Here is a 24,752-nt window from a genome sequence, read left to right as displayed (position 1 = left end):
CGCACGCATGATCCCGGCGCGTCACGCTCGGGTCCGGCTGATACCTCCGGCGCAGATAGTCTGCCATGCTCCGGCTCGGCTTCCACGAAGAGGCCAGGCCACGGAGCCGTGAGCCGGATACGGGGAGCCTTCACGAGCCCTCAGTCGGGCGATCCCATATGAGGGTGTATCGGTAGTAGAAGCGCCGTCGAGTCCTGGCCCCGGGAAGCAGCCGGACTGCCGCCCGACGAATCTCGGCCAGGGACTCTCGTGGAACACGAGTGACCACACCGATGTCTGAGCTCTCCCGTCGCAGGGCGCCGACCACGTGCAGAGGCAGGACGGCCAGTGCGGACAGCGTCCAGTCCCACAGGCTCTTGTTGGCGGCCAAGCCGACGACGATCAGACGCCCGCCGGGTGCCACCAGCTGACTCAGCCTCACCAGGGCGGGTTCCAGTGGGAGGTGGTGCAGCGTGGCCACGCAGGTGACCGTCTCAAAGGTGCCGATGCGCTGAGGAAGGTCCAGATCCATGACGTCGTCGAGCAGCACCTCGGCCTGCGGAGTCCGTTCGAGACGTCTGCGCGCTCGAGCAACTGCCTGCCCGTCGGTTTCAAGTCCGACGGCGCGCCGGCACACCGCCGTCAGGCGTGCGAGCAGGAGCCCGTCACCGCATCCGACATCGAGCGCGCTTCCACCGCGCAGCGCCGCGTCCCGCGCGATGCGCCGGTGAAAGGCGACGTTGTGGTTCCAGTAGTCACTGACCACTGCGGGAGTCTGACGGAGCAGCCGCCTGGGTCGGACCGGCTGAGTCATCCAAGATCTTGGGGCTCACAGTCCGGTCGATGGACGCAGCGGTCTCCTGGTTGGGCTGCGTCGCTGATCCACGCGCTACGACGCCGGCTTGACGCAGCAGTGCCTCGCGCAGGTGGGGCACTACTGCGAAGTACGCCTCATCGGCGTCCTCCACCAAACGCGTTGCCCGGGCCCCGACATCTCTGCCTGCCGGCGTCATGGTCACGATCCGGGCACGGGCGTCCTTGGGATCCGGCTGCCGCGACACCAGACCGGCCCGCTCCAGCCGACGCAGCACCTGGCTGGCAGTCTTCACATCCATTCCCGCCTGGGTTGCGACCATCACCTGGCTGGCCCCGTCCCCATGCTCCTCGAGCCACTGCGTGCAGGCCAGGAGGACGAACTGGGAGTGCGTCAGTCCAACTGGCTCCAGGGCGGCAGCGATGTCTCGCTGCCAGGCCAGCGCGGCCCTCCACATGAGGAAGCCGGGGCTCGCCTCAGGACCCTGGAACCTTGTCTTCACATATCGACCCTAGCAGCCTCAACGAGCGAGTCGATGGCCTGCGGAAAGTCCTCGGCGATTCCCGGACCGATCGTCGGGCCTACATCGTCGGCACCGGGGCCGTCGATGTCGAGGCGGGTGGTCACAACGCTCTTCCCTTGTGTCTGCGCGGGCATGAAGGAGTGGGTGAAGGTCAGCTCCACTCCCCCGTAGGAGACCCGGTCCGCCTGGACATGAGGGGGTTCCCAGCGGATCACCGTGATCTCGACACTGTCCTGCCCCTCCGGAGTCATCGTGATCGAGGCGCCGGGTCCCACAGGCTCGTGCGGCTCGTAGCGATCTCCCTGGGGAAGTTCGATGTCACCGGAGAGAACCTTGATCCAGGTCTCCCACAGGACCTCCGCCGGGAGATCCACTGTCCGTTGGCACTCAGTCGACCACATGGCCGTCCCCTTCCTCGTCCTCCGCGCTCGGAGGTTCCGCACCACAAATAGTCTTTGCAGCGATAATCTGTGTACCCATTATTAGCGGACAGGAGTGGCGCGGGCAAGTGGAGACCCATCGGAGTTGGGCTCGGCGAGGTTCAGCCCTGTGAGCGTCGCCTGGTGACGGCCGGCCGGTATGGCGAGACGGTGGGCTCTCCGTCCAGCCAGAAGCGCCACGGGAAGGCTTCTCCGTCTCCCCCGGGGCCGGCCACCCCGGTGCGTGGCCCACGGCGGATGCGTCCGGCATCCGGTGTCTGCTGCGGCAGCGTCAGGCTGATGCGTGATCCCGGCCCGCCCAGCAGCGCGCCGTCGTCGGAGCGGTCCAGTCCCAGTGCGGCGCACAGTCTGGCCGGGCCACGGGCCAGGTCGCGGTCAGTGCGGGCTGCGGGGCGGCGTCCCCTGGCCTGCTCGAGCCCTTCGACGACCTCTCCCCCGCGCAACAGCACCGCGCGTGAGACCCCGGCGGGGCCGGTGACGACGTTGAGGCAGTGGTGCATGCCGTAGGTGAAGTAGACGTAGATGCACCCGCCGGCCTCGAACATGGAGGCGTTGCGCGCTGTGCGTCCCCGGAAGGCGTGGGAGCCCGGGTCCTTCTCGCCGCGGTAGGCCTCCACCTCGGTCAGGCGGATCGCGACGCGCCCGGCCGGGTCGGCAACGGTGATGACGGCGCCCAGCAGCGCCGGGGCCGCCTCCAGGCTGTCACATCTGAGCAGCGAGGCAGCTTCGGCGCTCAGCTCCATCGCCGTCTCTCTCAGGGAAGCGTCTGACATCGACCTGCCGCCCCGGCTCAGTCCTGGTCCTCCTCGCCCCATTCCTCATCGGTCTGACTGGGGTCGGGCCGCTGGGGACCGGCGGGGCCGTCCAGCAAGGATCCCTCCCAGGCGAAGACTCGCAGCTCGGCGCTGCGGGCGATGGCGCGGGCGAGCTGCTCCACCACACGCACCGGGGCGGTGCCGCCGTGCCCGGTGCGAGCGGCCACCGACCCCTCGGCCGAGAGGACCTCCCGCACCCCCGGGGTGAGCCGCTCATCAATGGCGGCGAAGTCGGCGTCGGTCAGGTCCCACAGCTCAATGCCGCGCTTCTCGCACTCGCGCACGCAGGCACCGGAGATCTCGTGGGCGCTGCGGAAGGGCACGCCGTTTTTGACCAGCCACTCCGCGATATCGGTGGCCAGGGAGAACCCCTGGGGGGCGAGCTCCGCCATGCGCTCGTAGTGGAGGGTCATCGTGCTCACCATGCCGCTGACGGCCGGCAGGAGGACGGCCAGAGTGTCGACGGCGTCGAAGACCGGTTCCTTGTCCTCCTGTAGGTCCCGGTTGTAGGCCAGGGGCAGGGCCTTGAGGGTGGCAAGCAGCCCGGTCAGGTCGCCGATGAGGCGCCCGGCCTTGCCGCGGGCGAGCTCGGCCACGTCCGGGTTCTTCTTCTGCGGCATGATGGACGAGCCCGTGGAGTAGGAGTCGTCCAAGGTGACGAAGTCGAACTCCTTGGTGTTCCAGACGATGATCTCCTCGCTCAGGCGCGAGACGTCGACGGCGGTCATCGTCAGCACGAAGCTGAGCTCGGCAACGACGTCGCGGGCGGCCGTGCCGTCGATGGAGTTCTCCACGGCGGCCTCGAATCCGAGGTCAGCGGCCACGGCATCGGGGTCCATGCCGAGAGTGTTGCCCGCCAGCGCACCGGAGCCGTAGGGGCTCACGGCGGCCCGGGAGTCCCAGTCCTCCAGGCGCTCAACGTCGCGCATGAGCGGCCAGGCGTGGGCCAGCAGCTGGTGGGCGACAAGCACCGGCTGGGCGTGCTGCATGTGGGTGCGTCCGGGCATGATGGCGTCAGAGGCCTGGGCGGCCTGGTCGATGAGGGCGTCGACGACGTCGAGGACGAGTCCGGCGACGTGGCGGGCCTGGTCGCGCAGGTACATGCGGATGAGAGTGGCGATCTGGTCGTTGCGGCTGCGCCCGGCGCGCAGACGGCCCCCCAGATCGTCACCGGCACGCTCGATGAGGCCGCGCTCCAGGGCGGTGTGAACGTCCTCGTCGGTGGCCTCCGGGACGAAGATGCCGGCGACGACGTCGGCCTCGAGACGCTCCAGGGCCTCCAGCATGCCGGACAGCTGCTCCGCGTCCAGCAGACCGGCCTGCGCCAGGGCGCGGGCGTGGGCCCGGGAGCCGGCAATGTCATAACGGGCCAGGCGCCAGTCGAAGTGGGTGCTCACCGACAGCGCGGCCAGCGCGTCAGCGGGTCCTCCTGAGAAGCGTCCACCCCACAGGCTGACGCCGGCGGGAGCCGCGTCCTGCTGAGCTTCTGAGGCGACGGACTGGGCAGCGGATGGCTTTGCGGGCTGGCTGGAGAACTGGCTCATGCCCCCATCATGGCCCATCTGCCCGAGCAGGTTCCTCAACGATCAGTCTGGACAGGCCCTGTCGTGGCTCGCAGACAAAACGATCCCCACTTTCTTGAGGAAGACGCAGTAAGTGGAACCAGGACCGGAGATCCCAACCAACGGGAAGGAAGAAAGGCCTGTGTCTCGGATGGCGGGCAATGCCATGATGAGCCAATGCCCGCCGAACAAGACGCACTTTTCCCAGGCAAGCAGTTCATCTCCACCGTGCTCGAGGCCCTCGAGACCAAGACCCGGATGACCGGGGTGATCGCCCACCGCTATCTCATGCGCGCGGCGATGGCCGGCATGATCGTGGCGGTCTTCTATGTCGTGAACTACGCCATCGTCGGTGTCTTCGATGGCCTGCGCCTCGGGGACACCTCGCTCGCGGGGATCGGGAAGATGCTCGGGGCTCTGTCCTTCGGACCCGCTCTCGTCTTCATCTACTACACGAAGTCCGAGCTGCTCACCAGCAACATGATGGTGGTGGCCATCGGCCACTACTACAGGCGGATCTCGACGTGGCGGGCTCTGAGGGTGCTGGTCATGTGCCTGGCCGGCAACTTCGCCGGAGGGCTGGTCTTCGCGGCCATGTACCGCTTCTCCACCCTCGTAGAGGCGGCAACCGGTGAACAGGCCACCCACTCAGTGGCCGCCAAGCTCCACTACCTGTCGTCGGCCTCGGGGATCGGCGACCTCTTCGTGCGGGCGGTCCTGTGCAACTTCATGATCAACCTGGCGATGCTCCTCATCTACAACGGCTTCATCCGCGAGGACTGGTCCAAGATCTTCGCGATGCTCATCTCCGTGTTCGTCTTCGCCTTCCTCGGCCTTGAGCACTCCGTGGCCAACACAGTCCTGTTCACGGTCGTCGGTCTGACGCATGGGATCGATGTCTTGCCGGCGCTGGGGAATGTGGCTGTGGCACTGCTGGGCAACTTCGTGGGCGGCGGGCTGCTGATCGGCGGCTACTACGCCTACGCCAACGACGACTCCCGCTGGCTGCGCCGACAGCCCCAGAAGAACGGGGCACAAGCGGCTGAGTCGACTGAGTGATCGGGACGGCCGGCTCCCTGCCGTGAGCCGGCCGTCCCCGTCGGCGAGGCGCAGCCAGCATGACGAACCGGTTGTCTCCGCTTTTCTGTCTGCGGAGGCAACCGGTTCGTCACGGTCAGTCGGTTTCGGGCATCCCCGCACCGTAGAACCTGAGACGGTTTATGTCCCGGTCAGAACCCTTGACCGTTGCCAGCGCGCACGTCGCGGGCGGCGGCGAGCTTGGACTGCATCCCGTAGATCTCGATGAAGCCCCGCGAGGAGGACTGGTCGAAGGTGTCTCCGCTCTCATAGGTGGCCAGGTTGAAGTCGTACAGGCCCGTCTCGGAGCGACGCCCGTTGACGGTCGCCCGGCCGCCGTGCAGGACCATTCGGATGTCACCGTTGACATAGCGCTGCGTGTCCTCGATGAAGGCGTCCATGGAGCGCTTGAGCGGGGAGTACCACTGGGCCTCGTATACGAGCTCGGCCCAGGTCTGCTCCATGCTCCGCTTGTAGCGGCGCTGCATGCGCTCCAGGGTGACGGCCTCGAGCGCTCGGTGGGCCTCGATCAGGGCCACGGCGCCGGGGGCCTCGTAGATCTCGCGGGACTTGATCCCCACGAGCCGGTCCTCGACCATGTCGATGCGCCCCACGCCCTGGGTGCCTGCCCTACGGTTGAGCTCCTGAATCGCTTCCAGGGCGCTGACGTCGCGGCCGTCGATGGCCACAGGGATTCCTTCCTTGAAGGTGAGGGTCACTTCGTCGGGCAGGGGCGGGTAGGCGGGGTCATCGGTATAGACGTAGACGTCCTTGGTGGGAGCGTTCCACAGGTCCTCGAGGTACCCGGTCTCAATGGCACGGCCCCAAACATTCTGGTCGATGGAGAAGGGGTTGTGCTTGGTGGTCTCGATCGGCAGGTTGTGCTTCTCGGCGTAGTCGATGGCCACGTCACGGGTCAGCGCCAGGTCGCGTACCGGGGAGATGCAGTCCATGTCGGGGGCCATGGAGGTGATGGAGACCTCGAAGCGGACCTGGTCGTTGCCCTTGCCGGTGCAGCCGTGGGCCACGGTGTTCGCGCCGAACTCGCGGGCGGCCTTGACCAGGTGGCGGGCGATGACCGGGCGGGACAGGGCCGACACGAGCGGATAGGTCCCCTCGTAGAGGGCGTTGGCCTTGAGCGCCGGCATGCAGTAGTCGTTGGCGAACTCGTCTCGGGCGTCGGCGACATAGGCCTCGACGGCTCCGCAGTCGAGGGCTCGCTGACGGATCACCTCAAGGTCCTCGCCGCCCTGGCCGACGTCAACGGCGACGGCCACAACCTCTCGACCAGTGGCCTCGCCGATCCAGCCGATGGCGACGGACGTGTCCAGGCCTCCGGAGTAGGCCAGGACGACACGGTCCTTGTGGATGCTCAATGGGATCACTCTTCTCTTCGTGATGACGCCGACGCAGCGGCGCTCAGGTGACTGGGGATGTCAAGGGTGGTGGGGAGAGGTCAGGCTCGGGCTGAGGGGTCAGCCAGAGCGAGCAAGTGCCTGGCCACATCGGCTGCGACCTGAGCGCCGCGGGTGATGACCAGGACGGTGTCGTCGCCGGCTATGCACCCCATGACGCCCGGCATCATGGCGTCGTCAACGGCCCCGGCGAGCAGCTGGGCGGCGCCGGCGGGCGTTCGCAGGACCACCTGGGGGCCGGCCCACTCGGCAGTAACGAGTAGCTCTGCGCACCACCGGGACAGACGGGGGGTGGTGTGGGCACGCAAAGAGTCCTCGGTCTCCTCCGGCTCGGAAAGGGCACCGGTATGGACCTGGCCGGGGGCGCCGGCCTCGGGCATGGAGTAGATGAGTTCTCCGCCCGGGGCGCGGATCTTCGTGGCCCGCAGCTCCACCAGATCCCGTGAAAGCGTGGCCTGGGTAGTACTGATGCCGCGCTGTGCCAGGGCCTTGCGCAGCTGGGCCTGGGAGCTGATACGTTCCCGCGACAGGATCTGGACGATGCTGGCGTGCCGGGCGGTCTTGGTCCCGGGTACCAGGGGGGCCGTTGCCTCCAGGTCGCGCTGAGAGGCCTCGATGGTGGCGCTCATGAACCGGCTTTCTCTGACAGTGCCCGGTCAAGGACCTCGGACAGCGTGGTGGTGAAGGCCCTGGCGTCATCGTCGGAGAGGATGAAGGGGGGAGCCAGGCGGATCGTGTCAGGGCGCGGCGCATTGACAATGAAACCGCGAGCCGCCAGGGCAGCGGCGATCTCAGCAGCGGGCGGGAGCCCGTCGTCCAGCCCGACGCCGAGCAGCAGGCCCCGGCCGCGCACCTGGTTGACTCCGTCCACGACCGCCAGCTCCCGGGACCAGGCCGAGCCGAGCTGCTGAACCCTCTCCAGCAGGGACTGGCTACGGATAGTCCCGATGACGGCGAGCGCTGCTGCGCAGGCCACCGGGTTGCCGCCGAAGGTGGTGCCGTGCTGCCCCGGCTCGAGAAGAGCGGCGGCCTGCCCACTGGCGACGACTGCGCCGATGGGGACGCCTCCGCCCAGTCCCTTGGCCAGGGTGACGACGTCGGGGACGATGCCCGGTGCCAGCAGATGGTGCGCCATCCAGGCGCCGGTGCGTCCCATTCCGGTCTGAACCTCATCGATGATGAGCAGCGCGCCAGCGGCCTCAGTCAGCTCGCGGGCCGCCTCCAGGTACCCGGCAGGCAGCTCACGCACCCCGGCCTCGCCCTGTATGGGTTCGACAACGAGTGCCGCCACGTCCGGCCCCAGCGCGGTGCGCAGTGCTTCGACGTCACCGGCGGGGATGAACTCGACCCCACCGGGCAGCGGCTCGAAGGGCTCCCGGTAGGCGGCCTTGTAGGTCAGGGCCAGGGCGCCCATGGTCCTGCCGTGGAAGGCGTCCTGGAGGGCTAGGACCCGGGGGCGTCGGCTATCGCCGTGACGGCGGGCGATCTTGAAAGCGGCCTCATTAGCCTCGGTACCGGAGTTGGCCAGGAAGACGCGGGAGTCGTGAGCGGGATGGTCAGGGAAGGTGAGGCGGACGAGCTCCTCGGCGAGGCCGACCTGGGCCGGGGTGGTGAAGAAGTTGGAGACGTGCCCCAGGGTGGAGATCTGGGTGGACACGGCCTCGACGATCGCGGGGTGCGCGTGTCCCAGGCAGTTGACGGCGATGCCCGCCAGCAGGTCGATGTACTCCTGGCCGTCGGCGTCCCAGACGTGGGCGCCACTCCCCCGCACCAGGACCCGGCTGGGGGTGCCGAAGGTGTTCATCACGGCGTCGGTGTAGCGGGTCAGCCAGCCGGCGTTGCCGGTGCCGGCCCCTTTCGCCTCCGCGGTGGGAGCCTGAACTCGCGAGGAGGGGGTCATAGGCTCTTACCTCCGTTCAGCGGTGGGACCGGGGCGTCTCCGGGGTGGATGACGGTGCCGACGCCCTGGTCGGTGACGATCTCGAGCAGCATGCTGTGGGCCTGGCGTCCGTCGACGACGTGCGCCTGCGCGACTCCCCCGTAGACGGCCCGCAAACAGGCCTCCATCTTGGGGATCATCCCGGCCTCGAGCGTGGGCAGGAGCTCCTCCAGCGCGGCGGTACTGATGAAGGGCACCAGCGTGCTGCGGTCTGGCCAGGCCGAGTAGAGCCCCTCGACGTCGGTGAGCATGAGCAGGGTGCGGGCCTTGAGGGCCACGGCGATCGCGGCGGCAGCCGTGTCGGCGTTGACGTTGAGGACGGTCTCGGAGTCCGTCATCAGTGGAGCGACCGAGGAGATGACCGGGATACGGCCCTGGTCGAGCAGGTCGATGATGGGCTGCGGACTGACGTCGACGACGTCGCCGACCAGGCCGACGTCGACCTTATGCCCGTCCACTGTGGCCAGGCGCTGCCGAGCCCGCAGGAGCCCGCCGTCCTCACCGCTGATGCCGACGGCGGCAGAGCCGTCGGTGTTGAGCAGGGAGACGAGCTCGCGCTGCACGGAGCCGGTGAGCACCATGCGGACCACGTCCATGACCTCGGGGGTGGTGACGCGCAGTCCTCCGCGGAACTCCGAGCTGATACCCAGCCGCTTGAGCATCGCGTTGATCTGGGGCCCGCCGCCGTGAACGACGACGGGGCGCACCCCGACCTGGTGCAGGAAGAGGATGTCCTGGGCGAAGGCGCGTTTGAGCTCATCGTTGACCATGGCGTTGCCGCCGTACTTGATGACCATGGTGGCGCCCTTGTAGGTGCGCAGCCACGGCACGGCCTCCAGCAGGACGGATGCCTTGGTCTGTGGGTCGAGAGGGGTACGTTTCATGTCGTGTAGTCCGCGTTGATGGTGACGTATCCGTGAGTGAGGTCATTGGTCCACACGGTGGCCTGGGCCGGGCCCGCCGACAGCTCGATGTCAATGCGGGTCTCGCGTGGGCTCATGTCCACTGCGTCCCGGTTGGGTTGTGGGGCGCCGTGGCTGAAGATCGTGATGCCGTTGATGGCGACGTCGACCTCGTCGGGGTTGAAGGGGCACACGTCCTCCGGCACGGTCCCCAGTTGGGAGAGGATGCGCCCCCAGTTGGGGTCGGCCCCGGCGACGGCGCACTTGAGGAGGTTGGAGGAGCTGACGGTGCGGGCTGCGGCCTCGGCGGCCTGCTCGCTGACGGCTCCGGAGACGGTGATGGCGATGTCGTGGGTGGCACCCTCGGCGTCGGCCACCAGGCGCCGGCCGAGCCAGCTCATCACCTCGGTGAGCGCCTCGTCGAGCTCGTCTTGGGAGGGCGTGGTACCGGAGGCTCCGGAGGCCAGCAGGAGAACCGTGTCGTTGGTGGACATGCACCCGTCGGAGTTGATCCGGTTGACGGTGCGCATCGTGGCGGAGGCCAGGGCGTCCTGCGCCTGCTGAGGGGTGAGGACGGCGTCGGTGGTGATGACGGCGAGCATGGTGGCCAACCCTGGGGCGAGCATGCCCACTCCCTTGATCATGCCGCCGATGGTCCAGCTCTGCTCGCCGGTACCGACCGTGAGGGCGTCCTCCTTGGAGACGGTGTCAGTCGTCATGATGGCGGCGGCGGCGTCGGTACCGGCCTGAGGCGTATCGTCCAGGGCCAGAGCGGCGATGTCGATACCCTCCAGGAGGACAGGCATGTCGATGCGCTCTCCGATGACGCCCGTGGAGCAGACCAGGACCTGGTCCGGTTCGGTACTCACCAGGCCGGCGGCACGGGCTGCGGTGGCCTCGGTGTCGCGCAGGCCCTGCGCTCCGGTGCAGGCGTTGGCGCTGCCGGAGTTGAGGACGACGGCGCGGGCGTGGCCCGGCTGTCCGCCTTCCTGACCGGTCAGTAGCCGGCGAGACCAGACCACGGGAGCGGCGACGACCCGGTTGGTGGTGAACACTCCGGCCGCGGTGTCCAGCGGGCCATCATTGACGACGAGGGCGAGGTCGGGCTTGCCAGAGGCCTTGAGGCCGGCGCGCACGCCGGCGGCACGGAATCCCTGTGCTGCGGTCACGCTCACGGTGCGACTCCTTGGGCGACGATGGCGGTGGTCTCCTCCAGTCCGAGGGCAAGGTTGAGGGACTGAAGGGCGGCACTGGCGGTGCCCTTACCGAGGTTGTCGATGGCGCATATGGCCACGACGGCCTCCGCGCCACGGTCGATGGCGACCTGGACGGTGGCGGTTCCGCTGCCCAGGACGGTGCCGGTGGTGGGCCAGGTCCCCTCGGGCAGTAGCCGGATGAGGCTCTCACCACTGCCGGCGGCACCGTAGGCGTCATCCCAGGCCGCTCGTAGGGTGGCTTCAGGGTCGGGAGCCTCGCGCAGAGCCGCAGTCATGGGGGCGGTGACGGTGGCGAGGATGCCGCGGCTCATGGGGACCAGGACCGGAGTGAAGGACAGGTGAGCCGAGCCTGCGGCGGCACCGGCCACCTCCAGGTTCTGGAGGATTTCGGGAATGTGCCGGTGAGTGCCTCCGACGGCGTAGGGCTGAGCCGACCCCAGCGCCTCGGCCGCGGTGAGGTGGGGCTTGAGTGCCTTGCCTGCGCCGGAGTATCCGACGGCCAGCACCGCGGTCAGCCGGGAGGGGTCGAGAAGTCCGGCGGCGATGCCGGGCTGGACCGCCAGGGTGACGGCGGTGACGTTGCAGCCGGGGACGGCGATGCGCCTGGAGGCTGCCAGTTCCTCGCGCTGAGCGCGGGCGCGCGTCTCGCCGTGGTGCAGGAGCTCGGGCATGCCGTAGGTCCAGGCGCCGGCGTAGTCCGAGCCGTAGAAGGTCTCCCACGCCTGCTGACTGGTCAGGCGGTGGTCCGCCCCGCAGTCGATCAGTAGCGGCACGCTGCTGCCGTTCGAGGCGATCCCCTCGAGCTCCGCCGTCACGGCTCCTGAGGCGCCGTGCGGCAGGGCCAGGACGACGACGTCGTGCTCGGCGAGGATCTCCGCCTCGGTGGGGTGGACAGTGCGGTCCGCCAGGGACAGCAGGTGCGGATGGTGCTCGCCGAGCCGGCTACCGGCGGACGAGGCCGCGGTGAGTGCACCGACCTCCACCTCCGGGTGGGCTGTGAGCAGGCGCAGAACCTCACCACCGGCGTACCCGGTGGCTCCAGCAACAGCAACTGACCAAGTCATGCAGCAACCATACATCTGCGTGCATAGAAATGCATTCATCGCCTGTTGCTGTGAATTATCTCCCCTCCGCCCTCAGGGCCGGGGACGCCAGGGACGCCGGGGGCTAGGAGCGGTCGCGGCGACTGGTGAGCGTGTCGTCATAGAGGGAGGTGGCGATGGCGTCGGCCCACTCGCGCACCTCATCCCAGTTGCGGTAGTCACCCTCACTCGCTCCCCCGAGCTTGGCGATGGAGCGCTCGCGCAGGCTGAGCTTGGAGGGGTCGAAGCGGCCCGCGAAGGTCATGTGGTCCTCCGGGTCGATGGCCAGCAGCACCGGGCCGATGCGCATGGGGTCGGCGACCTTTCCCTTAGGCAGGCCGGAGAGCCCCACGGAGAAGGCCCACACGGGTCTGGCCCTGAGGACGTCACGGAAGCGCTCGGTGAAATCGACGGCCTGCGGCGTCCACTTGGTCATGTAGACCGCGCTGCCCAGGATGAAGGCGTCATACTCCTCGACGCTGTCGACATCCTCGGGGCGCTTGGTCTCCACATCGATCTGGGCGGCCCGGAGCCGCTCAGCAATCACCTCGGCCACCTCATCGGTGGACCCGTGCTTGGAGGAAGAGGTCAGCAGGATCTTCATGCCGCCTAGTATTACCGAGACCACACCCGCTGTCTGGGATCCCCTGCTCGACGAAAGCACTGAAGAAGCACTGACGGCCATGATGTGCATCACACCATGGCCGTCAGTGCTGACAGGACGGCTAGCCGGACCTGCGTGGTTCAGCTGCGCAGCTCGGCCCCCAGGAGCTTGGCGGCGCGCTTGACCACGCGCTTGCGCACGCCGGCGGTCTCCTCGGCGGTCAGCGTGCGGTCAGGGGCCCGCAGCACCAGGGAGAACGCCAGCGACTTCTTGCCCTCACCGAGCTGGGGGCCGCGGAAGACGTCGAAGAGGCGAACCTCCTCGGCCAGGTCCCCGGCAGCCTGCCTGACCAGGGCCTCGACCTCGGCGGCGGCGGTGGTCTCGTCGACGACGAGGGCGATGTCCTCCTTGGCGGCCGGGAAGGTGGAGACGGCCTTGACCTGGAGCGCTCCGGCGCTGCGGGCGGCCTCCAGCAGCGGGTCGAGGTCGATCTCGACGGCGCAGGCCCGCTCGGGGAGTCCGAGCGCACGCACAACCCGCGGGTGAAGCTCACCGGCGTGGGCGATACGCCTGCCGGGCTCGATCTCCTTGCCCCGACGTCGGCCGGGCAGGCGGATCTCCGCGGTGCGGCCGGGGTGCCACGGGGCGTAGGGGCGCTCCGGAGCACAGACCTCGACCTTCACGCCGAGCGCGGCGGCCACGGTGCGGACCACCTCGACGGCATCGGCCCAGTCCCAGGGACGGCCGGCCCCCAGGACTCCACTGCGCTCGTGCTCACCGGTCATGACAGCGCCGATATGGGTGGGCTGGGCGGGAATGCCCGCCTCGAGGGCTGCCTGCTCGGAGTCGGTGGGGCGCCCGGAGGTTCCGGGGATCGGGGCGGGAACGGTGCCGGCCGGGTGGGTGACGGAGCCGAGCTCGAAGACGGCGACGTCAGTCAGGCCGCGCGAGACGTTGCGCCGGGTGACATCGACCAGGGAGTCGAGCACGCTGGTGCGCAGGTAGGGGGCGTCCTCGGCCAGGGGATTGGCCAGGCGGACCCTCTGGCGGCGAGCATCGTCCGCCGGGATCTCAAGCAGGTCGTGGACCTCCCCGATGAAGGGGTAGGACAGGACCTGGGTGAGTCCGGCGTCGGCCAGGGCGCGCACGATGTCGCGGCGGGCCTTCTGGTCAGCGCTCAGCCCCGTGCCGGCGGGAGCCGTGGGCACGATGACCGGGATGGCATCGTATCCGTCGAGGCGGGCGATCTCCTCGGCCAGGTGGGCAGGCCCCACCAGGTCCGGGCGCCAGGTCGGCGGGGTGACGGTCAGCAGCTCGGTTCCGTCGTCGGCGGAGCCGTCGCGCTCCACGGTGCAGCCGATGGTGGTGAGCAGCTCGGTGACGCGCTCGGTTCCGTAGGCGACGCCGGTGAGGCGCTCGGCAGCGTCGGCGCGCATGGTGATGGGCTCGGGGGCCCGGGTGCGGTTGATGTCGGTGGCCACGGCCTCGGCGGTGCCGCCGCCGTACTCCACGAGCAGGTCAACGGCGCGCTGGGCGGCAATGGGGGCCAGCTCGGTGTCCACGCCGCGCTCGTTGCGCTTGGAGGACTCGGTGGGCAGCTTGTGGCGTCGCGAGGAGCGGGCCACGCTGACCGGGTCGAAGTGGGCGGCCTCGATGAGGACGTCGCGGGTGTCGGCGTCGACCTCGCTGAGGGCTCCACCGAAGACGCCGGCCAGGACCAGGGCCCGTGAGCCCTCACCATCCGGGGAGTCGGCGATCACCAGGTCCTCGGGGTCGAGGGTGCGGGTGACCTCGTCGAGGAAGGTGAGTCGCTCCCCCTTATGAGCGCGTCGCACGACGATGGGGGCGGTGAGCTTGCCGGCGTCGAAGGCGTGCAGCGGCTGGCCCAGGTCGAGCATGACGTAGTTGGTGACGTCCACGGCCAGGGAGATGGGGCGCATGCCTGCGGCGGTGAGGCGGTCCTGCATCCAGGTCGGCGACGGTGCGCTCGGGTCGATGCCGCGCACGAGGCGGGCGACGTAGCGGTCGCATCCGGGGCGCCCGTGAATGGGGTGGGGATCCTCGGGGACGACGACGTCGTAGCCGCCCTGCCCGGCGCCGGCCACGCCGTTGGGGTACAGCCCCGTGTTGGTGGCGTCGGCAGGGTCGGTGAAGCGGGCGCCGGTGGAGTGGGAGTACTCGCGGGCCACGCCGCGCATGGCGAAGCAGTAGCCGCGGTCCGGGGTCACGTTGATCTCCAGGACTTCCTCCCCCAGGCCGAGGATGCCGATGGCGTCGGTCCCGGGTGCGGGCGGCTCCTCTCCCTCGTGACCGTGCTCGGCCAGCCACTGCTGGAGCACGATGATGCCGGAGTGGTCCTCCCCGATGCCGAGCTCGCGGGCCGAGCAGATCATGCCGTCGGAGACGTGCCCGTAGGTCTTGCGCGCGGCGATGCGGAAGTCGCCGGGCAGGACGGCGCCGGGCAGGCACACGACGACGTAGTCACCGACGTCGAAGTTGTGGGCGCCGCAGACGATGCCGCGGCTGGGCAGGTCGGAGGGCTCCTTGCCGGTGCCGGGGGCGTCGTTGTGCTCGGGGCCGACGTCGACGCGGCAGTAGTTGATGACCTTGCCGTTGGACTGCTCCTTGGCCTCGCGGGTGAGGACCTTGCCGACGACGAGGGGGCCGGTGACGGCCGGGGGAACGATGCGCTCCTCCTCCAGGCCCACCCGGACAAGGTCGGCGGCGAGCTGCTCGGCGCTCAGGCCGGTGGGGACGTCGACGTGCTCGCGCAGCCATTCAATGGGGACGTAGGGCATGTCAGTTTCCCTTTCCGGTGGTGCCGAACTGCTGGGAGAAGCGGATGTCGCCCTCGACGATGTCATGCATGTCGGCGATTCCGTGGCGCAGCATAAGGGTGCGCTCCAGGCCCATGCCGAAGGCGAAGCCCGTGTAGACCTCGGGGTCGATGCCGCAGGCGGTGAGCACGTTGGGGTTGACCATGCCGCAGCCTCCCCACTCGATCCAGCCTGCACCGCCCTTCTTCTGGGGGAACCACAGGTCCATCTCGGCGCTGGGCTCGGTGAAGGGGAAGAAGGAGGGGCGCAGGCGAGTGCGTGCCTCGGGGCCGAACATGGCCTTGGCGAAGTGGTCCAGGACGCCCTTGAGGTGCGCCATCGTCAGGCCCTTGTCCACGGCCAGGCCCTCGACCTGGTGGAAGACGGGGGTGTGGGTGGCGTCGAGCTCGTCGGAGCGGAAGACCTTGCCGGGGCAGGCCACGTAGAGCGGGGGCTGCTGCTCGAGCATGACGCGGGCCTGGACCGGGGAGGTGTGGGTGCGCAGCACGAGGTTGGCAGCCTGCCCCTCTCCGGCCCCGACGCTGGCGCCGTCGATGTAGAAGGTGTCCTGCATCTGGCGGGCGGGGTGGTCGGCGTCGAAGTTGAGGGCGTCGAAGTCGAACCACTCGTGCTCGACCTCCGGCCCCTCGGCGATGGACCAGCCCATGGAGGTGAAGAAGTCGCAGACTTCGTCGATGAGCACGTCGAGGGGGTGCCGGGCACCGGCCTGCGTGCGCGAGGTGGGGATGGTGACATCGACGGCCTCGGTGCGCAGCATCTCCTCCTCGGCGGCGGCCTCGAGGGTCTCCTGCCTGGCGGTCAGAGCCTTGGCGATGCGCCCGCGAGCGCCGCCCAGGAGCTTGCCGGCGGTGGGCTTGTCCGCCTTGTCCAGGGTGCCGATGAGCCGGTTGGCCAGGGTCAGGGGCGAGGCGTCGCCGGTGTGGGCCAGGCGGGCCTCCTTGAGCTCGGCGAGGGTGCCGGCTGCGGCGAAGGCGGCCAGGGCCTCCTCGACGGCGGCGTTGATGCCGTCCTCGTCCAGGGGAGAGAGCGCGCCGGGAGCGTCAGTCATATTGCGGTGCCTTCCACCAGGTGTCTCCGGGGTTGTCCGCCCTTAAGGGTAGTCCGCGCCGTCGCGTGGGTGTGAATCGTCCCGTCACCGGGGTGGCGCGGTGGCATCTGCCCAACTCGGTCGTGGGTTGGGCATGGGTTGGTTCTGGGCTCCGATGAGGTCGCCGCCACGTGGGACTTGACGGTGACGTGACGTCACCTGCTGGGATGGATTCATGAACGTCAAGGAGCTCGCCCGGATCGCCGGAACCACGCCGAGGGCGGTGCGCTACTACCACCACCTGGGTCTGCTGGAGATTCCGCCCACGGTGCGGGGGCGGCGCGAGTACGGCGTCGAGCACGTGGCCCGTCTGCTGCGTATCCGGTGGCTGGCCGACGGCGGACTGTCGCTGACCCAGGTGGCGGAGATGCTCGCCTCGGACACGATCGGCACCGATCAGGACTCCCGCCGTGAGGCGGTGCTGCGCGATCTGCGCGCCACGCGAGGCACGATCGAGGCCCAGCAGCGCAGCCTGGCCGAGCAGGCGTCCCGGGTCGATGAGCTCATCGCCCGGGTGGAGCGCGGTGAGGGCCTGTCCCCCGCTCCCAGTGCCCTGACTCGTTTCTATGACGACATCGAGGCTCGGATCGTCCGGCTGGGCGGCAGTGTGCGCGGCCTGCGGGCTGAGCGCCAGATGATGGTGGTGCTCGCCTCTCTGGGCATGGTGCCCGACAGTGCGATCCCCTTCATCGAGGCGCTCGATGAGGACGATCGCGAGCTGTCCGCCCAGCAGGTTGCGGACTTCGCCCGCCTGGCCACGCTGAGCGAGGCCGAGGGGCGCGCTGAGGCGCACCGGCTCGCGCACAACAGCTGGACACTGGCGTGCCGCCACAAGAAGCACGCCCTGGCAGTCCTGAACGATCTTCCCTCGGGAGCCCTGGGGCGCGCTATGTGGCGACTGACCCATGTGCTGACCACTTGCAGCTACCCCCATCCTGCTCAGCAGGCCTTCGTGGCTGAGCTCATCGAGCTCATGCTCACCGATCCGGACTTCGCCGCAACAATCCGCCGCTCGGCGGGAGAGGAACCAGTGCTGTGAGAGTCAAGAGCGCCAAGGCGCAGAAGGCAACGAGTATGTCGGCAGCGACGTCCCGCTCGGATAGGGATGAGCCCACGACGGACTCCTCTCCCACCGCGGTTCGTGACCTGGGCCCCGGCGGCGAGCCGCAGGTGCACGTGTGCGGCTTGGTCAAGCACTTCGGGGGCTTCAGGGCGCTCGACGGCCTGGACCTGACGGTGGAGGCGGGCAGCGTCCACGGTTTCCTCGGCCCCAATGGGGCGGGTAAGTCCACCACGATCCGTGTCCTGCTGGGGCTCTACCGGCCCGATGGTGGAAGCGTGAGCGTGCTGGGCTGCGAGCCGTGGCGGCAGGCCGCGCTCATCAACCGGCAGGTCTCCTATGTTCCCGGTGACGTGGCGCTGTGGCCGGCCCTGACCGGTGGCCAGGTGCTCGACGCCCTGGCCGGGCTGCGCGGCTCTCGCGACGCCGAGCGGGAGGCCGAGCTCATTGAGCGCTTTGACTTGGATCCGAGCAAACGAGTACGGACCTACTCCAAGGGGAACCGGCAGAAGGTGGCACTCGTGGCCGCCCTGGCCGCGCCCACGAGCCTGCTGGTGCTCGATGAGCCCACCAGCGGTCTGGATCCGCTCATGGAACGGGTCTTCACCGAGGAGGTTGCCAGAGCCGCTGCCGAGGGCCGCACGGTTCTGCTCTCCAGTCACATCCTGGCCGAGGTCCAGCGTCTGTGCAGTGCGGTGACGATCATCAAGGACGGCCGGGTCGTCGAGCAGGGCGACCTGGGGACCCTGCGGCGGCTGTCGCGCACCCGCATCGAGCTGGGGGCCGCAAGCGACAAGCTCGGCACCGTCAGGCAGGCGGTGGAGGCCCTGGGGCTCGACGTCGTCGAGGATGGTGGCCGCCTGAGCCTTGAGGTGGCGGCGGAGCAGGTGCCGGCGGTGCTGAGCCTGGCGGGCGAGCACCGGATCCAGGACGTCACCTGCGAGCCGGCCAGCCTGGAGGATCTCTTCCTGCGTCACTACGAGGAGGCCTGATGAGCGCCGCATTGAGCACAGCTGCGGGCGTGTCAGCACCAGCTATCAGCTCTAACACAACCAGCGCCCTTGCCGGCTGGGAGGCCTACCTGTGGATTCTGCTCAGACGATTCCGGTTTCAGATCGTGGCCTGGCTGGCGCCCCTGTGGCTGTTGGTCGGTGTCACCGCACCGAGCTACGAGAGCGTCTACCCCTCATTGGCGACCCGGACGGTGCTCATCGAGCAGATGCGCAAGTCTCCGGGAACGCGCCTCCTCTACGGCTATGTCCCGTTGCCCGGCCGGCTCGGTCAGCTCCTGCAGTGGGAGACGGGGACCTTCCTGCTCGTGTGCACCGCACTCATGGCGATTCTGCTGACCTGCCGGGTATTGCGGGCCGATGAGGATGAGGGGCTCGTCGAGGTTCTGCGCGCCACGGGCGCGGGCAGGTCGGTTCCTTTTCTCGTACCGGTAGCCCTGATCTGGGTGGTGGTCGTCGCCCTGTCTGCGGGCGTCGGAGGCATTCTGACCTGGCAGACCGAGAGCATCGAGGAGCTGACGGTGAGCGGGGCCTGGGCACTGGCCGGGACGATCTGCGTGACGGGCTGGGCGTTCTCGGCAATCGCGGCAGTGGCCTGCCAGCTGGGTCGTCAAGTGGGCCAGGCCAGGGGCCTGTCCATGCTAGTGCTCGCACTCGCCTTCGCGATGCGGGTGAGCGCCGACCAGATCTCAGACGACACCGACTCGGACTGGCTCCGGTGGCTGACTCCCCTGGGGTGGCGCGACCTCGTACGCCCGTACACCGATGACCGGTTCGCGGTGCTCCCGGTGTGCTGCACCGTAGCCATCACTGTGGCACTGAGCGCCATGGTGCTCGCCGCGCGCCGCGAGTACCTGGACGGCTACCTGCCCGACCGCAGCTCGTCTCGGCGCCGGTGGCGGGTGCGGGGGCACATGGATCTGCTCGGGCGCCTGTCATGGCGGAGCCTCATCGGCTGGGCACTGGCCTCGACGGCTCTGGCACTCCTGTACGGCTCGGTGTCCGGCAGCATCAAGGACCTGCTGGCCCCCGGTTCTCCGACGGCCTCCTGGGTCGGCAAGATGGCCGTGGGGTCCCCGGTGGAGCAGTTCATGTCCCTCATGACGGTGGTCACGACGCTGCTTGTGGCCGTGGCGGCGGTGCGACGGGTGAACGGGTTGGCGGGCCTGGAGCGCGCGGGACTGGTGGAGGTCGAGCTCGCTGCCGGGGTCAGTCGTGGCCGAGTCCTCCTCTCCCAGGTTCTATACGCGCTGATCGAGTCGATCGTCCTACTGCTGGTCTCGGCGACGGTTCTGGCGGCGACGACGGCGACTCAGCTCACCGACGACCACGCCGTAGGGCGCTCCTTCGTGTTCACGGTGAGTCAGCTGCCCGGCATGGTGGCAGCCATCGGGATCGCAGCCGCCCTGGTGGGTCTGGCGCCAAGACTGACCGGCCTGTCCTGGGCGGCCGTCACCTGGAGCGCTTTCGCCCAGTTCTTCGGCGGACTCGTCGAGCTTAAGGACTGGGCCAAGGATCTCAGCGTGCTCGGCCACCATCTCGACGTCGTCGGAAACCCCGACTGGAAGCCCTTGGCCGTCCAGGCCCTGGTTGGTCTCATCGGCATCATGATCGGGCTGGTCGCCTACGCCCGCCGTGACCTGCCCGCCTGACGACGAGCCCGCCCTCTCTCACCTCGTCATCTCGCCTTGCTCTCAGAGCACACAGGCAGCAGTACCCAGGTGAAGAAGGGCCACGACAAGAGGGAACGCAACCATTCCCGGCACGCGGTGCACGACACCGATAGCGACGTCTCCTAGCTGGGCGACCGCCGCTGCGACCAGGACAAGCAAGGTCAGCGGCCGGGCAGGCTCCGGCCAGACGACAACGGCGACCAGCAATCCGAGCGGGACGCCTCGAGCCGCGTACATAGCCGGATAGAAACGACCCTCTCGCCCGCCATGCCCAGGCGGTGCAAGTGCCTGCGGACGGATCACCGCAACGACGCCGAACCCTGCAGAGACGATTCCCAGCGCCGAGTTCAGCAACGCAAGCCACCACGGCATGAGGACCACCCTCTCTATCATTCACAACTGAATCATTTCGTACTGTACCGTTGTTCTCATGAACGGAGAAGATGGCCACGCAATCCTGTCCTCAACATGCTTCCAACTCGGCGTCACGGGCAGCCAGATCACCCAGTCCTTCTCGAGACGCATCGAGCACATCGGTCTGTCCCACAAGCAAGTGGGGCTGCTCGCCGTCGTCGACGCCGGCGTGGCGACCTCTCAACGCGAGATCGCCACGCAACTTCATGTCGCCCCAAGCCTGGTGGTCACACTGGTCGACCAGCTCACCAGTGCCGGTGCCGTGCGCAGGACACGCAGTCGGAGCGATCGTCGAGTGCAGACCATCGAGATCACCGACGAAGGGCGCAGCCTACTGAAGGCTGCCACCGACATCGCCAGCAGACTCGACGCCGACATGCGCACACACCTCTCCCCCGACGATCAACAAGCCTTGGATAGGTTCCTGCCTTCACTCCTTCGCGCCGCCATGGCAACAAGTCAAGAAGAGGCGTAGCCCAGGTCCACCCACCGACCTCGAGGCAAGGTCGGAGCCGTGATCCACCCAAGTTCTGGCTCGACCTCACCGACATCATGATCGGCCTGGTCGCCTACACCCGCCGCGACCTGCCCGCCTGACGACGCAGCGCAGCGCTACAGCTGCTACGGGGTGATATCCGTGCAGACGATCACGCACCGGAAACTGTGCAACAACAGCGCCGAAGATCCTCCACCGAGTTCAACACTGCAGCTTCACTGCGTCGCTGCGATCTCCTCCCGGTGACGCCCACCTCAGCGGGTACGCGACTCGATGTACCTCGCCAGTGCCCCCAGGGACCAGTTCACGATGATGTAGAGCACGGCGATGATGACGTAGGTCTGGAAGAAGACCGACAAATGGGCATCGATCTTGGCCTGGCCGATCATGGTGGAGCCGCGATACATGAGCTCGGGGTAGGCCAGCACGTACGCCAGCGTCGTCCCCTTGATGATGGTCACCATCTGCGTGATCAGGGTTGGGAGCATGAGGCGCAGGGCCTGCGGCGCCAGGATGAGGCGCATGGTGAGCGATGGACTCATCCCCAGTGCCCAAGCGGCCTCCGTCTGGCCGCGGTCCAGCGCCCGGACACCGGAGCGGAAGACCTCCGCCGTCGTCGCCGAGGTGCACATGACGATGGGCAGTGCCAGCTTCCAGAAGTCCGAGATCGTGGCGAAGCGGGGAACCACCAGGAGGAAGAAGTAGACGAGCAGCAGCATCGGCACCGCCCGCATGGCATCGACCCACAGGCCGACCAGCCACTTGATGGGGCGGTTGTCCAGCAGGCGGAGCCAGCCCAAGGCGATTCCCAGGGGAAAGGTGAGTACCGCAGCAACGCCCCCCAGGGTCAACGTGGTCCCGGCCGCCTCCAGAAGCTGACTGACGACCGACTGCCCCAGGAAGTAGCGCCACTTGGGATAGTCGAGCTGTCCCGCGAGGTCCAGCCGGTAGAGGACCGCGGCCGCCAGCCCCGCGATTCCGATGACGGCGACGACTGATCCGATGGCGATCAGGATGCGCCCCCGCGGCCCGGGCTCATCGAAGAGCAGTGCCGCATCCGTCGCCCCGGAGTCCTGACTCCGCTGACGGCGTGGACGGGGCTCTGTCATCGGCATGATGTCTGAGCTCATGCTCGCCCCCTCCCCATGAACTCGAGGCGCCTCTCAAGGAGCCCGCCGACCTTCGTGGCGGCGAAGGCGATGGCCAGGTAGGTAAGGCCGGAGGTGAGGAAGGTGATGACTCCCGCGGCTCGTTCCTGGTTGATTCTCTGCGTCACGGCCGTCAGCTCGACGACACCGATCGCCGCGGCGAGCGAGGAGCCGATAAGGCAGGCGATGAAGATGTTGACCAGTGGCTGGATCGTGCGGGCCAGCGCCTGAGGCAGAACGATGCCGCGAATGATGAGCCCGAAGGGCATGCCCAGCGCACGGGCGGCCTCGATCTGCCCCTTGGGCACCGAGTTGATCCCGCTGCGGACCGTCTCACACACGAATCCCGATGAGGAGAAGACCAGCGCCACGATCACCGACCAGAAAAGCGGGATGGTGATACCGACATGAGGTAGCGCCAGCCCGACAAGCACCATGAGGCACAGATTGGGGATATTGCAGGCCACTGTCACCCACGCCGCACCCAGTGCACGCAGCGGAGGGATGGGACCGACCCGGAAGATGGCCATGAGTGACCCCAGGAGCAGCCCACCCAGGTAGGACAGGACGGAGATCACCAGCGTGACCAGCAGCCCCCAACCGATAGCGGGGAGATTGTCGGTAATGGCACTCACAGTCGCCTCCTTGAACGATGCGGGTCGTCACCATGACGGGAATGCTGTCGGCTGCCGCGCCGTCGGCCCTGCGGCGGGTCCGCTTGGGTCGAGGACGCGGCAAGCCTGACAGGCAGTGAGGTCGTTCAGGAGCTCTGCGCGGTCGCGTCGCCGCTGGCCGAGGACCCGGGCACCGAGCCGAGGGCCGGGGGCTGAGGGGCGGTGCCGCCGAGGGACTTGCCGATTGTCGCCTCCCAGATCCTCTTCCAGGTGCCGTCGTCCTCAATCGTCTTGAGGAAGGTGTTGACGAAGGCCTGCGCCCCGGAGTCCTTGGGAAGTCCGATGCCGTAGGGGTCCTCGGCGAAGGTGTCACCGACGATCTTGACCTTGTCATTGGACAGAACCTCGCTCTTGAGCAGGGACTGGTCCACGACGTATGCCTTGACCTGCCCGCTCTCGACGGCGGCGACGCACTTGGCCTGGGTGTCGAAGGGCTTGGCGGTGGCCTTGGGGGCGTACTTCTTCAGGGCGGCGGCAGACGAGGAGTTGGACTGGACCGCGACGTCCCCGGTGAGGGTGTCGACGCCGGTGATGTCCTTGTTATCGGCCTTGACCAGGATGGCCTGGCTGGAGGCGTAGTAGGGGCCTGCGAAGTCGATCTTCTTGGCCCGCTCCGGGGTGATCGTGTAGGTGGCGATGACGGCCTTGACCGTGCCGTTGGTCAGGACGGTCTCACGCGTCTCGGAGGTGACCTGCTGGACCTCGAGGAGGGAGCGGGCGTCGTCGCCGCCGATGATGTAGCGGGCCAGCGCCTGGGCGATGGCCGCATCGAAGCCGGAGATCTTCTTCGTCTTGGAGTCCTCCCAGGAGAAGACCTCGGAGGTTTTGGTCCCGCCGGTGACGAGCTTTTTCGCCTGCTTCACGGAGGCGGCCCAGGGGGAGGCGGCCACGACGTCGGCGGCGGCCACCGGACCGGAGTTGATGGCCTTGTCGTAGTCGGCGTCGGAGGCCGACGACGAGGCGACGGCCTTGCCATCGGCGCCCGTGTCTGCGCAGGCGGCCAGGACGCCTGCCAGGGAGAGGGCGCCGGTCGTGGCCAGGAGTCCGCGGCGGGAGAGGGTGGTCATGGTGTTCCTTTCGTTCGGACGGGGAGGGGCCGTCCCAGGCGCTGGGCCTGCGGTGGTCGCCGCACTCGGGAGAGGATGCGGTTCGGGGCTCAGTGGCTGAGCACCTTGGAGAGGAAGTCGCGGGCGCGCTCAGTGCGCGGGGAGGAGAAGAACTCGGCAGGCCGGCCGGACTCAACGATCTGGCCGCCGTCCATGAAGACGACCCGATCGGCGACCGAGCGGGCGAAGCCCATCTCGTGGGTGACGACGAGCATGGTCATGCCCGAGGCCGCCAGGTCCTTGATGACGTCGAGGACCTCGTTGATCATCTCCGGGTCCAGGGCGCTGGTGGGCTCATCGAAGAGCATGAGCTTGGGGTCCATGGCCAGTGCACGGGCGATGGCGACGCGCTGCTGCTGACCTCCGGAGAGCTGGGAGGGGCGCTTTTCCGCCTGGTCCTCCAGACCGACTCGGGCCAGCAGCTCACGGGCACGTTCCTCAGCCCGCCCCCGGGGGATGCCTCGCACCTTGACGGGCGCCAGGGTGATGTTGTCCAGGACCGTGCGGTGCGGGAAGAGGTTGAAGGACTGGAAGACCATTCCCACCTCGGCGCGCAGCTGAGCGAGGGCCCGGCCCTCCTGAGGTAGCGGGATTCCGTCGATCTCGATCTGCCCTTCCTGAATCGGCTCGAGGCGGTTGACGGTACGGCACAGGGTCGACTTGCCCGATCCCGAGGCGCCGATGACCGCTACGACCTCGCCACGGTGGATGTCGAGGGAGACGTCATCGAGAGCCTTGAAACGGCCGTAGTACTTGGTGACGTTGCTGATCCGCACCAGGACGTCATCGTCCCGGTCTGCGGCGGTCTGGTCAGGAGAGGGGGCGGATGCGGTCACGAGTACCTCGTCTCAACATGGGTATGGGAGCGTCATCTGTCT

General features: G+C 68.3%; 24 protein-coding genes. 5 read left to right on the top strand and 19 right to left on the bottom strand.

Annotated features, from left to right (window positions below):
- Nucleotides 1-130: 130 nt before the first annotated feature.
- The 5 genes from AXE84_RS09965 to argH form a co-directional block, all read right to left on the bottom strand.
- On the bottom strand, nt 131-745 hold the full coding sequence (locus AXE84_RS09965; protein ID WP_060957766.1) for a class I SAM-dependent methyltransferase: 615 nt from the start codon (nt 743-745) through the stop codon (nt 131-133).
- Nucleotides 735-1,295: a MarR family winged helix-turn-helix transcriptional regulator gene (locus AXE84_RS09960; RefSeq protein ID WP_060957765.1), complete on the bottom strand. Its 561-nt coding sequence runs from the start codon at nt 1,293-1,295 to the stop codon at nt 735-737. Before AXE84_RS09960 ends, AXE84_RS09965 begins: the two co-directional genes overlap by 11 nt.
- Nucleotides 1,292-1,717, bottom strand: coding sequence for a hypothetical protein (locus tag AXE84_RS09955; RefSeq protein ID WP_060957764.1), 426 nt, complete (start codon nt 1,715-1,717; stop codon nt 1,292-1,294). Before AXE84_RS09955 ends, AXE84_RS09960 begins: the two co-directional genes overlap by 4 nt.
- 140 nt (nt 1,718-1,857) lie before the next feature.
- Nucleotides 1,858-2,529, bottom strand: coding sequence for a DNA-3-methyladenine glycosylase (locus AXE84_RS09950; RefSeq protein ID WP_060957763.1), 672 nt, complete (start codon nt 2,527-2,529; stop codon nt 1,858-1,860).
- A gap of 17 nt (nt 2,530-2,546) precedes the next feature.
- The gene (gene argH, locus AXE84_RS09945; protein WP_208854598.1) at nt 2,547-4,133 is read right to left on the bottom strand and encodes an argininosuccinate lyase; all 1,587 of its coding nucleotides are present in this window, start codon (nt 4,131-4,133) and stop codon (nt 2,547-2,549) included.
- 177 nt (nt 4,134-4,310) lie between these two features.
- Here argH and AXE84_RS09940 point away from each other — a divergent pair, with 177 nt between their 5' ends.
- The gene (locus AXE84_RS09940; RefSeq protein WP_010613734.1) at nt 4,311-5,192 is read left to right on the top strand and encodes a formate/nitrite transporter family protein; all 882 of its coding nucleotides are present in this window, start codon (nt 4,311-4,313) and stop codon (nt 5,190-5,192) included.
- A gap of 170 nt (nt 5,193-5,362) precedes the next feature.
- Here AXE84_RS09940 and AXE84_RS09935 read toward each other — a convergent pair whose 3' ends face one another.
- From AXE84_RS09935 to pheS, 9 genes are all read right to left on the bottom strand, one after another.
- A complete protein-coding gene (locus AXE84_RS09935) occupies nt 5,363-6,586 on the bottom strand; it encodes an argininosuccinate synthase (RefSeq protein ID WP_060957761.1) in 1,224 nt (407 codons plus the stop codon).
- An 80-nt stretch (nt 6,587-6,666) separates the two neighbouring features.
- Nucleotides 6,667-7,254 (bottom strand): arginine repressor, encoded by a 588-nt coding sequence (locus AXE84_RS09930; RefSeq protein WP_010613732.1) that lies wholly within the window; start codon nt 7,252-7,254, stop codon nt 6,667-6,669.
- The gene (locus AXE84_RS09925; RefSeq protein WP_060957760.1) at nt 7,251-8,525 is read right to left on the bottom strand and encodes an acetylornithine transaminase; all 1,275 of its coding nucleotides are present in this window, start codon (nt 8,523-8,525) and stop codon (nt 7,251-7,253) included. Before AXE84_RS09925 ends, AXE84_RS09930 begins: the two co-directional genes overlap by 4 nt.
- On the bottom strand, nt 8,522-9,448 hold the full coding sequence (gene argB, locus AXE84_RS09920) for an acetylglutamate kinase (protein WP_060957759.1): 927 nt from the start codon (nt 9,446-9,448) through the stop codon (nt 8,522-8,524). The genes AXE84_RS09925 and argB overlap by 4 nt, the downstream gene beginning before the upstream one ends.
- Nucleotides 9,445-10,641, bottom strand: coding sequence for a bifunctional glutamate N-acetyltransferase/amino-acid acetyltransferase ArgJ (gene argJ, locus AXE84_RS09915; protein ID WP_060957758.1), 1,197 nt, complete (start codon nt 10,639-10,641; stop codon nt 9,445-9,447). The genes argB and argJ overlap by 4 nt, the downstream gene beginning before the upstream one ends.
- Nucleotides 10,638-11,747 (bottom strand): N-acetyl-gamma-glutamyl-phosphate reductase, encoded by a 1,110-nt coding sequence (gene argC / locus AXE84_RS09910; protein ID WP_060957757.1) that lies wholly within the window; start codon nt 11,745-11,747, stop codon nt 10,638-10,640. The genes argJ and argC overlap by 4 nt, the downstream gene beginning before the upstream one ends.
- A gap of 103 nt (nt 11,748-11,850) precedes the next feature.
- Complete coding sequence (locus AXE84_RS09905; protein WP_010613727.1) at nt 11,851-12,369, bottom strand: flavodoxin domain-containing protein; 519 nt, start codon at nt 12,367-12,369, stop codon at nt 11,851-11,853.
- A gap of 140 nt (nt 12,370-12,509) precedes the next feature.
- Nucleotides 12,510-15,167, bottom strand: coding sequence for a phenylalanine--tRNA ligase subunit beta (gene pheT / locus AXE84_RS09900; RefSeq protein WP_060957756.1), 2,658 nt, complete (start codon nt 15,165-15,167; stop codon nt 12,510-12,512).
- 1 nt (nt 15,168) lies between these two features.
- Nucleotides 15,169-16,254: a phenylalanine--tRNA ligase subunit alpha gene (pheS, locus tag AXE84_RS09895; RefSeq protein WP_010613724.1), complete on the bottom strand. Its 1,086-nt coding sequence runs from the start codon at nt 16,252-16,254 to the stop codon at nt 15,169-15,171.
- 214 nt (nt 16,255-16,468) lie between these two features.
- Here pheS and AXE84_RS09890 point away from each other — a divergent pair, with 214 nt between their 5' ends.
- From AXE84_RS09890 to AXE84_RS09880, 3 genes are read left to right on the top strand one after another with little or no spacing between them, the layout of a single operon-like run.
- Entirely contained in the window at nt 16,469-17,332 is an 864-nt protein-coding gene (locus AXE84_RS09890) for a MerR family transcriptional regulator (protein WP_060957755.1), read from the top strand.
- Nucleotides 17,329-18,345 carry an ABC transporter ATP-binding protein gene (locus tag AXE84_RS09885; RefSeq protein ID WP_060957754.1) on the top strand — a complete coding sequence of 339 codons (1,017 nt, stop codon included), beginning with the start codon at nt 17,329-17,331 and terminating at the stop codon, nt 18,343-18,345. The genes AXE84_RS09890 and AXE84_RS09885 overlap by 4 nt, the downstream gene beginning before the upstream one ends.
- Nucleotides 18,345-20,015 (top strand): ABC transporter permease, encoded by a 1,671-nt coding sequence (locus AXE84_RS09880; RefSeq protein WP_060957753.1) that lies wholly within the window; start codon nt 18,345-18,347, stop codon nt 20,013-20,015. The genes AXE84_RS09885 and AXE84_RS09880 overlap by 1 nt, the downstream gene beginning before the upstream one ends.
- 42 nt (nt 20,016-20,057) lie before the next feature.
- Here the strand turns inward: AXE84_RS09880 and AXE84_RS13470 are convergent, their stop codons facing one another.
- Complete coding sequence (locus AXE84_RS13470) at nt 20,058-20,417, bottom strand: hypothetical protein (protein WP_081093201.1); 360 nt, start codon at nt 20,415-20,417, stop codon at nt 20,058-20,060.
- A gap of 49 nt (nt 20,418-20,466) precedes the next feature.
- Here AXE84_RS13470 and AXE84_RS09870 point away from each other — a divergent pair, with 49 nt between their 5' ends.
- Nucleotides 20,467-20,925, top strand: coding sequence for a MarR family winged helix-turn-helix transcriptional regulator (locus tag AXE84_RS09870; protein ID WP_060957752.1), 459 nt, complete (start codon nt 20,467-20,469; stop codon nt 20,923-20,925).
- A 275-nt stretch (nt 20,926-21,200) separates the two neighbouring features.
- On the opposite strand, the gene AXE84_RS09865 is transcribed toward AXE84_RS09870, so the two are convergent.
- From AXE84_RS09865 to AXE84_RS09850, 4 genes are all read right to left on the bottom strand, one after another.
- Entirely contained in the window at nt 21,201-22,076 is an 876-nt protein-coding gene (locus AXE84_RS09865; protein WP_060957751.1) for an amino acid ABC transporter permease, read from the bottom strand.
- Nucleotides 22,073-22,729 carry an amino acid ABC transporter permease gene (locus AXE84_RS09860; protein ID WP_003786217.1) on the bottom strand — a complete coding sequence of 219 codons (657 nt, stop codon included), beginning with the start codon at nt 22,727-22,729 and terminating at the stop codon, nt 22,073-22,075. The genes AXE84_RS09865 and AXE84_RS09860 overlap by 4 nt, the downstream gene beginning before the upstream one ends.
- Before the next feature lie 125 nt (nt 22,730-22,854).
- Nucleotides 22,855-23,835, bottom strand: a complete 981-nt coding sequence (locus AXE84_RS09855) for a glutamate ABC transporter substrate-binding protein (protein WP_060957750.1) — start codon at nt 23,833-23,835, stop codon at nt 22,855-22,857.
- Between the two features lie 89 nt (nt 23,836-23,924).
- Nucleotides 23,925-24,710 carry an amino acid ABC transporter ATP-binding protein gene (locus AXE84_RS09850; protein ID WP_010613714.1) on the bottom strand — a complete coding sequence of 262 codons (786 nt, stop codon included), beginning with the start codon at nt 24,708-24,710 and terminating at the stop codon, nt 23,925-23,927.
- Nucleotides 24,711-24,752 lie beyond the last annotated feature (42 nt).

The organism is Actinomyces oris (assembly GCF_001553935.1).
In the GTDB taxonomy this organism is placed as follows: domain Bacteria; phylum Actinomycetota; class Actinomycetes; order Actinomycetales; family Actinomycetaceae; genus Actinomyces; species Actinomyces oris_A.
Note: the sequence above shows the minus strand (reverse complement) of the source record. Positions and strands in the feature narration are given on the sequence as shown.

What these genes read in the sequence shown, in the direction of transcription:
- AXE84_RS09955 (WP_060957764.1), bottom strand. Translation starts at nt 1,717, where the DNA reads ATGTGGTCGACTGAGTGCCAACGGACAGTGGATCTCCCGGCGGAGGTC.
- AXE84_RS09950 (WP_060957763.1), bottom strand. Translation starts at nt 2,529, where the DNA reads ATGTCAGACGCTTCCCTGAGAGAGACGGCGATGGAGCTGAGCGCCGAA.
- argH (WP_208854598.1), bottom strand. Translation starts at nt 4,133, where the DNA reads ATGGGCCATGATGGGGGCATGAGCCAGTTCTCCAGCCAGCCCGCAAAG.
- AXE84_RS09940 (WP_010613734.1), top strand. Translation starts at nt 4,311, where the DNA reads ATGCCCGCCGAACAAGACGCACTTTTCCCAGGCAAGCAGTTCATCTCC.
- AXE84_RS09930 (WP_010613732.1), bottom strand. Translation starts at nt 7,254, where the DNA reads ATGAGCGCCACCATCGAGGCCTCTCAGCGCGACCTGGAGGCAACGGCC.
- AXE84_RS09925 (WP_060957760.1), bottom strand. Translation starts at nt 8,525, where the DNA reads ATGACCCCCTCCTCGCGAGTTCAGGCTCCCACCGCGGAGGCGAAAGGG.
- argB (WP_060957759.1), bottom strand. Translation starts at nt 9,448, where the DNA reads ATGAAACGTACCCCTCTCGACCCACAGACCAAGGCATCCGTCCTGCTG.
- argC (WP_060957757.1), bottom strand. Translation starts at nt 11,747, where the DNA reads ATGACTTGGTCAGTTGCTGTTGCTGGAGCCACCGGGTACGCCGGTGGT.
- AXE84_RS09905 (WP_010613727.1), bottom strand. Translation starts at nt 12,369, where the DNA reads ATGAAGATCCTGCTGACCTCTTCCTCCAAGCACGGGTCCACCGATGAG.
- pheT (WP_060957756.1), bottom strand. Translation starts at nt 15,167, where the DNA reads ATGCCCTACGTCCCCATTGAATGGCTGCGCGAGCACGTCGACGTCCCC.
- pheS (WP_010613724.1), bottom strand. Translation starts at nt 16,254, where the DNA reads ATGACTGACGCTCCCGGCGCGCTCTCTCCCCTGGACGAGGACGGCATC.
- AXE84_RS09890 (WP_060957755.1), top strand. Translation starts at nt 16,469, where the DNA reads ATGAACGTCAAGGAGCTCGCCCGGATCGCCGGAACCACGCCGAGGGCG.
- AXE84_RS09880 (WP_060957753.1), top strand. Translation starts at nt 18,345, where the DNA reads ATGAGCGCCGCATTGAGCACAGCTGCGGGCGTGTCAGCACCAGCTATC.
- AXE84_RS09870 (WP_060957752.1), top strand. Translation starts at nt 20,467, where the DNA reads ATGAACGGAGAAGATGGCCACGCAATCCTGTCCTCAACATGCTTCCAA.
- AXE84_RS09865 (WP_060957751.1), bottom strand. Translation starts at nt 22,076, where the DNA reads ATGAGCTCAGACATCATGCCGATGACAGAGCCCCGTCCACGCCGTCAG.
- AXE84_RS09855 (WP_060957750.1), bottom strand. Translation starts at nt 23,835, where the DNA reads ATGACCACCCTCTCCCGCCGCGGACTCCTGGCCACGACCGGCGCCCTC.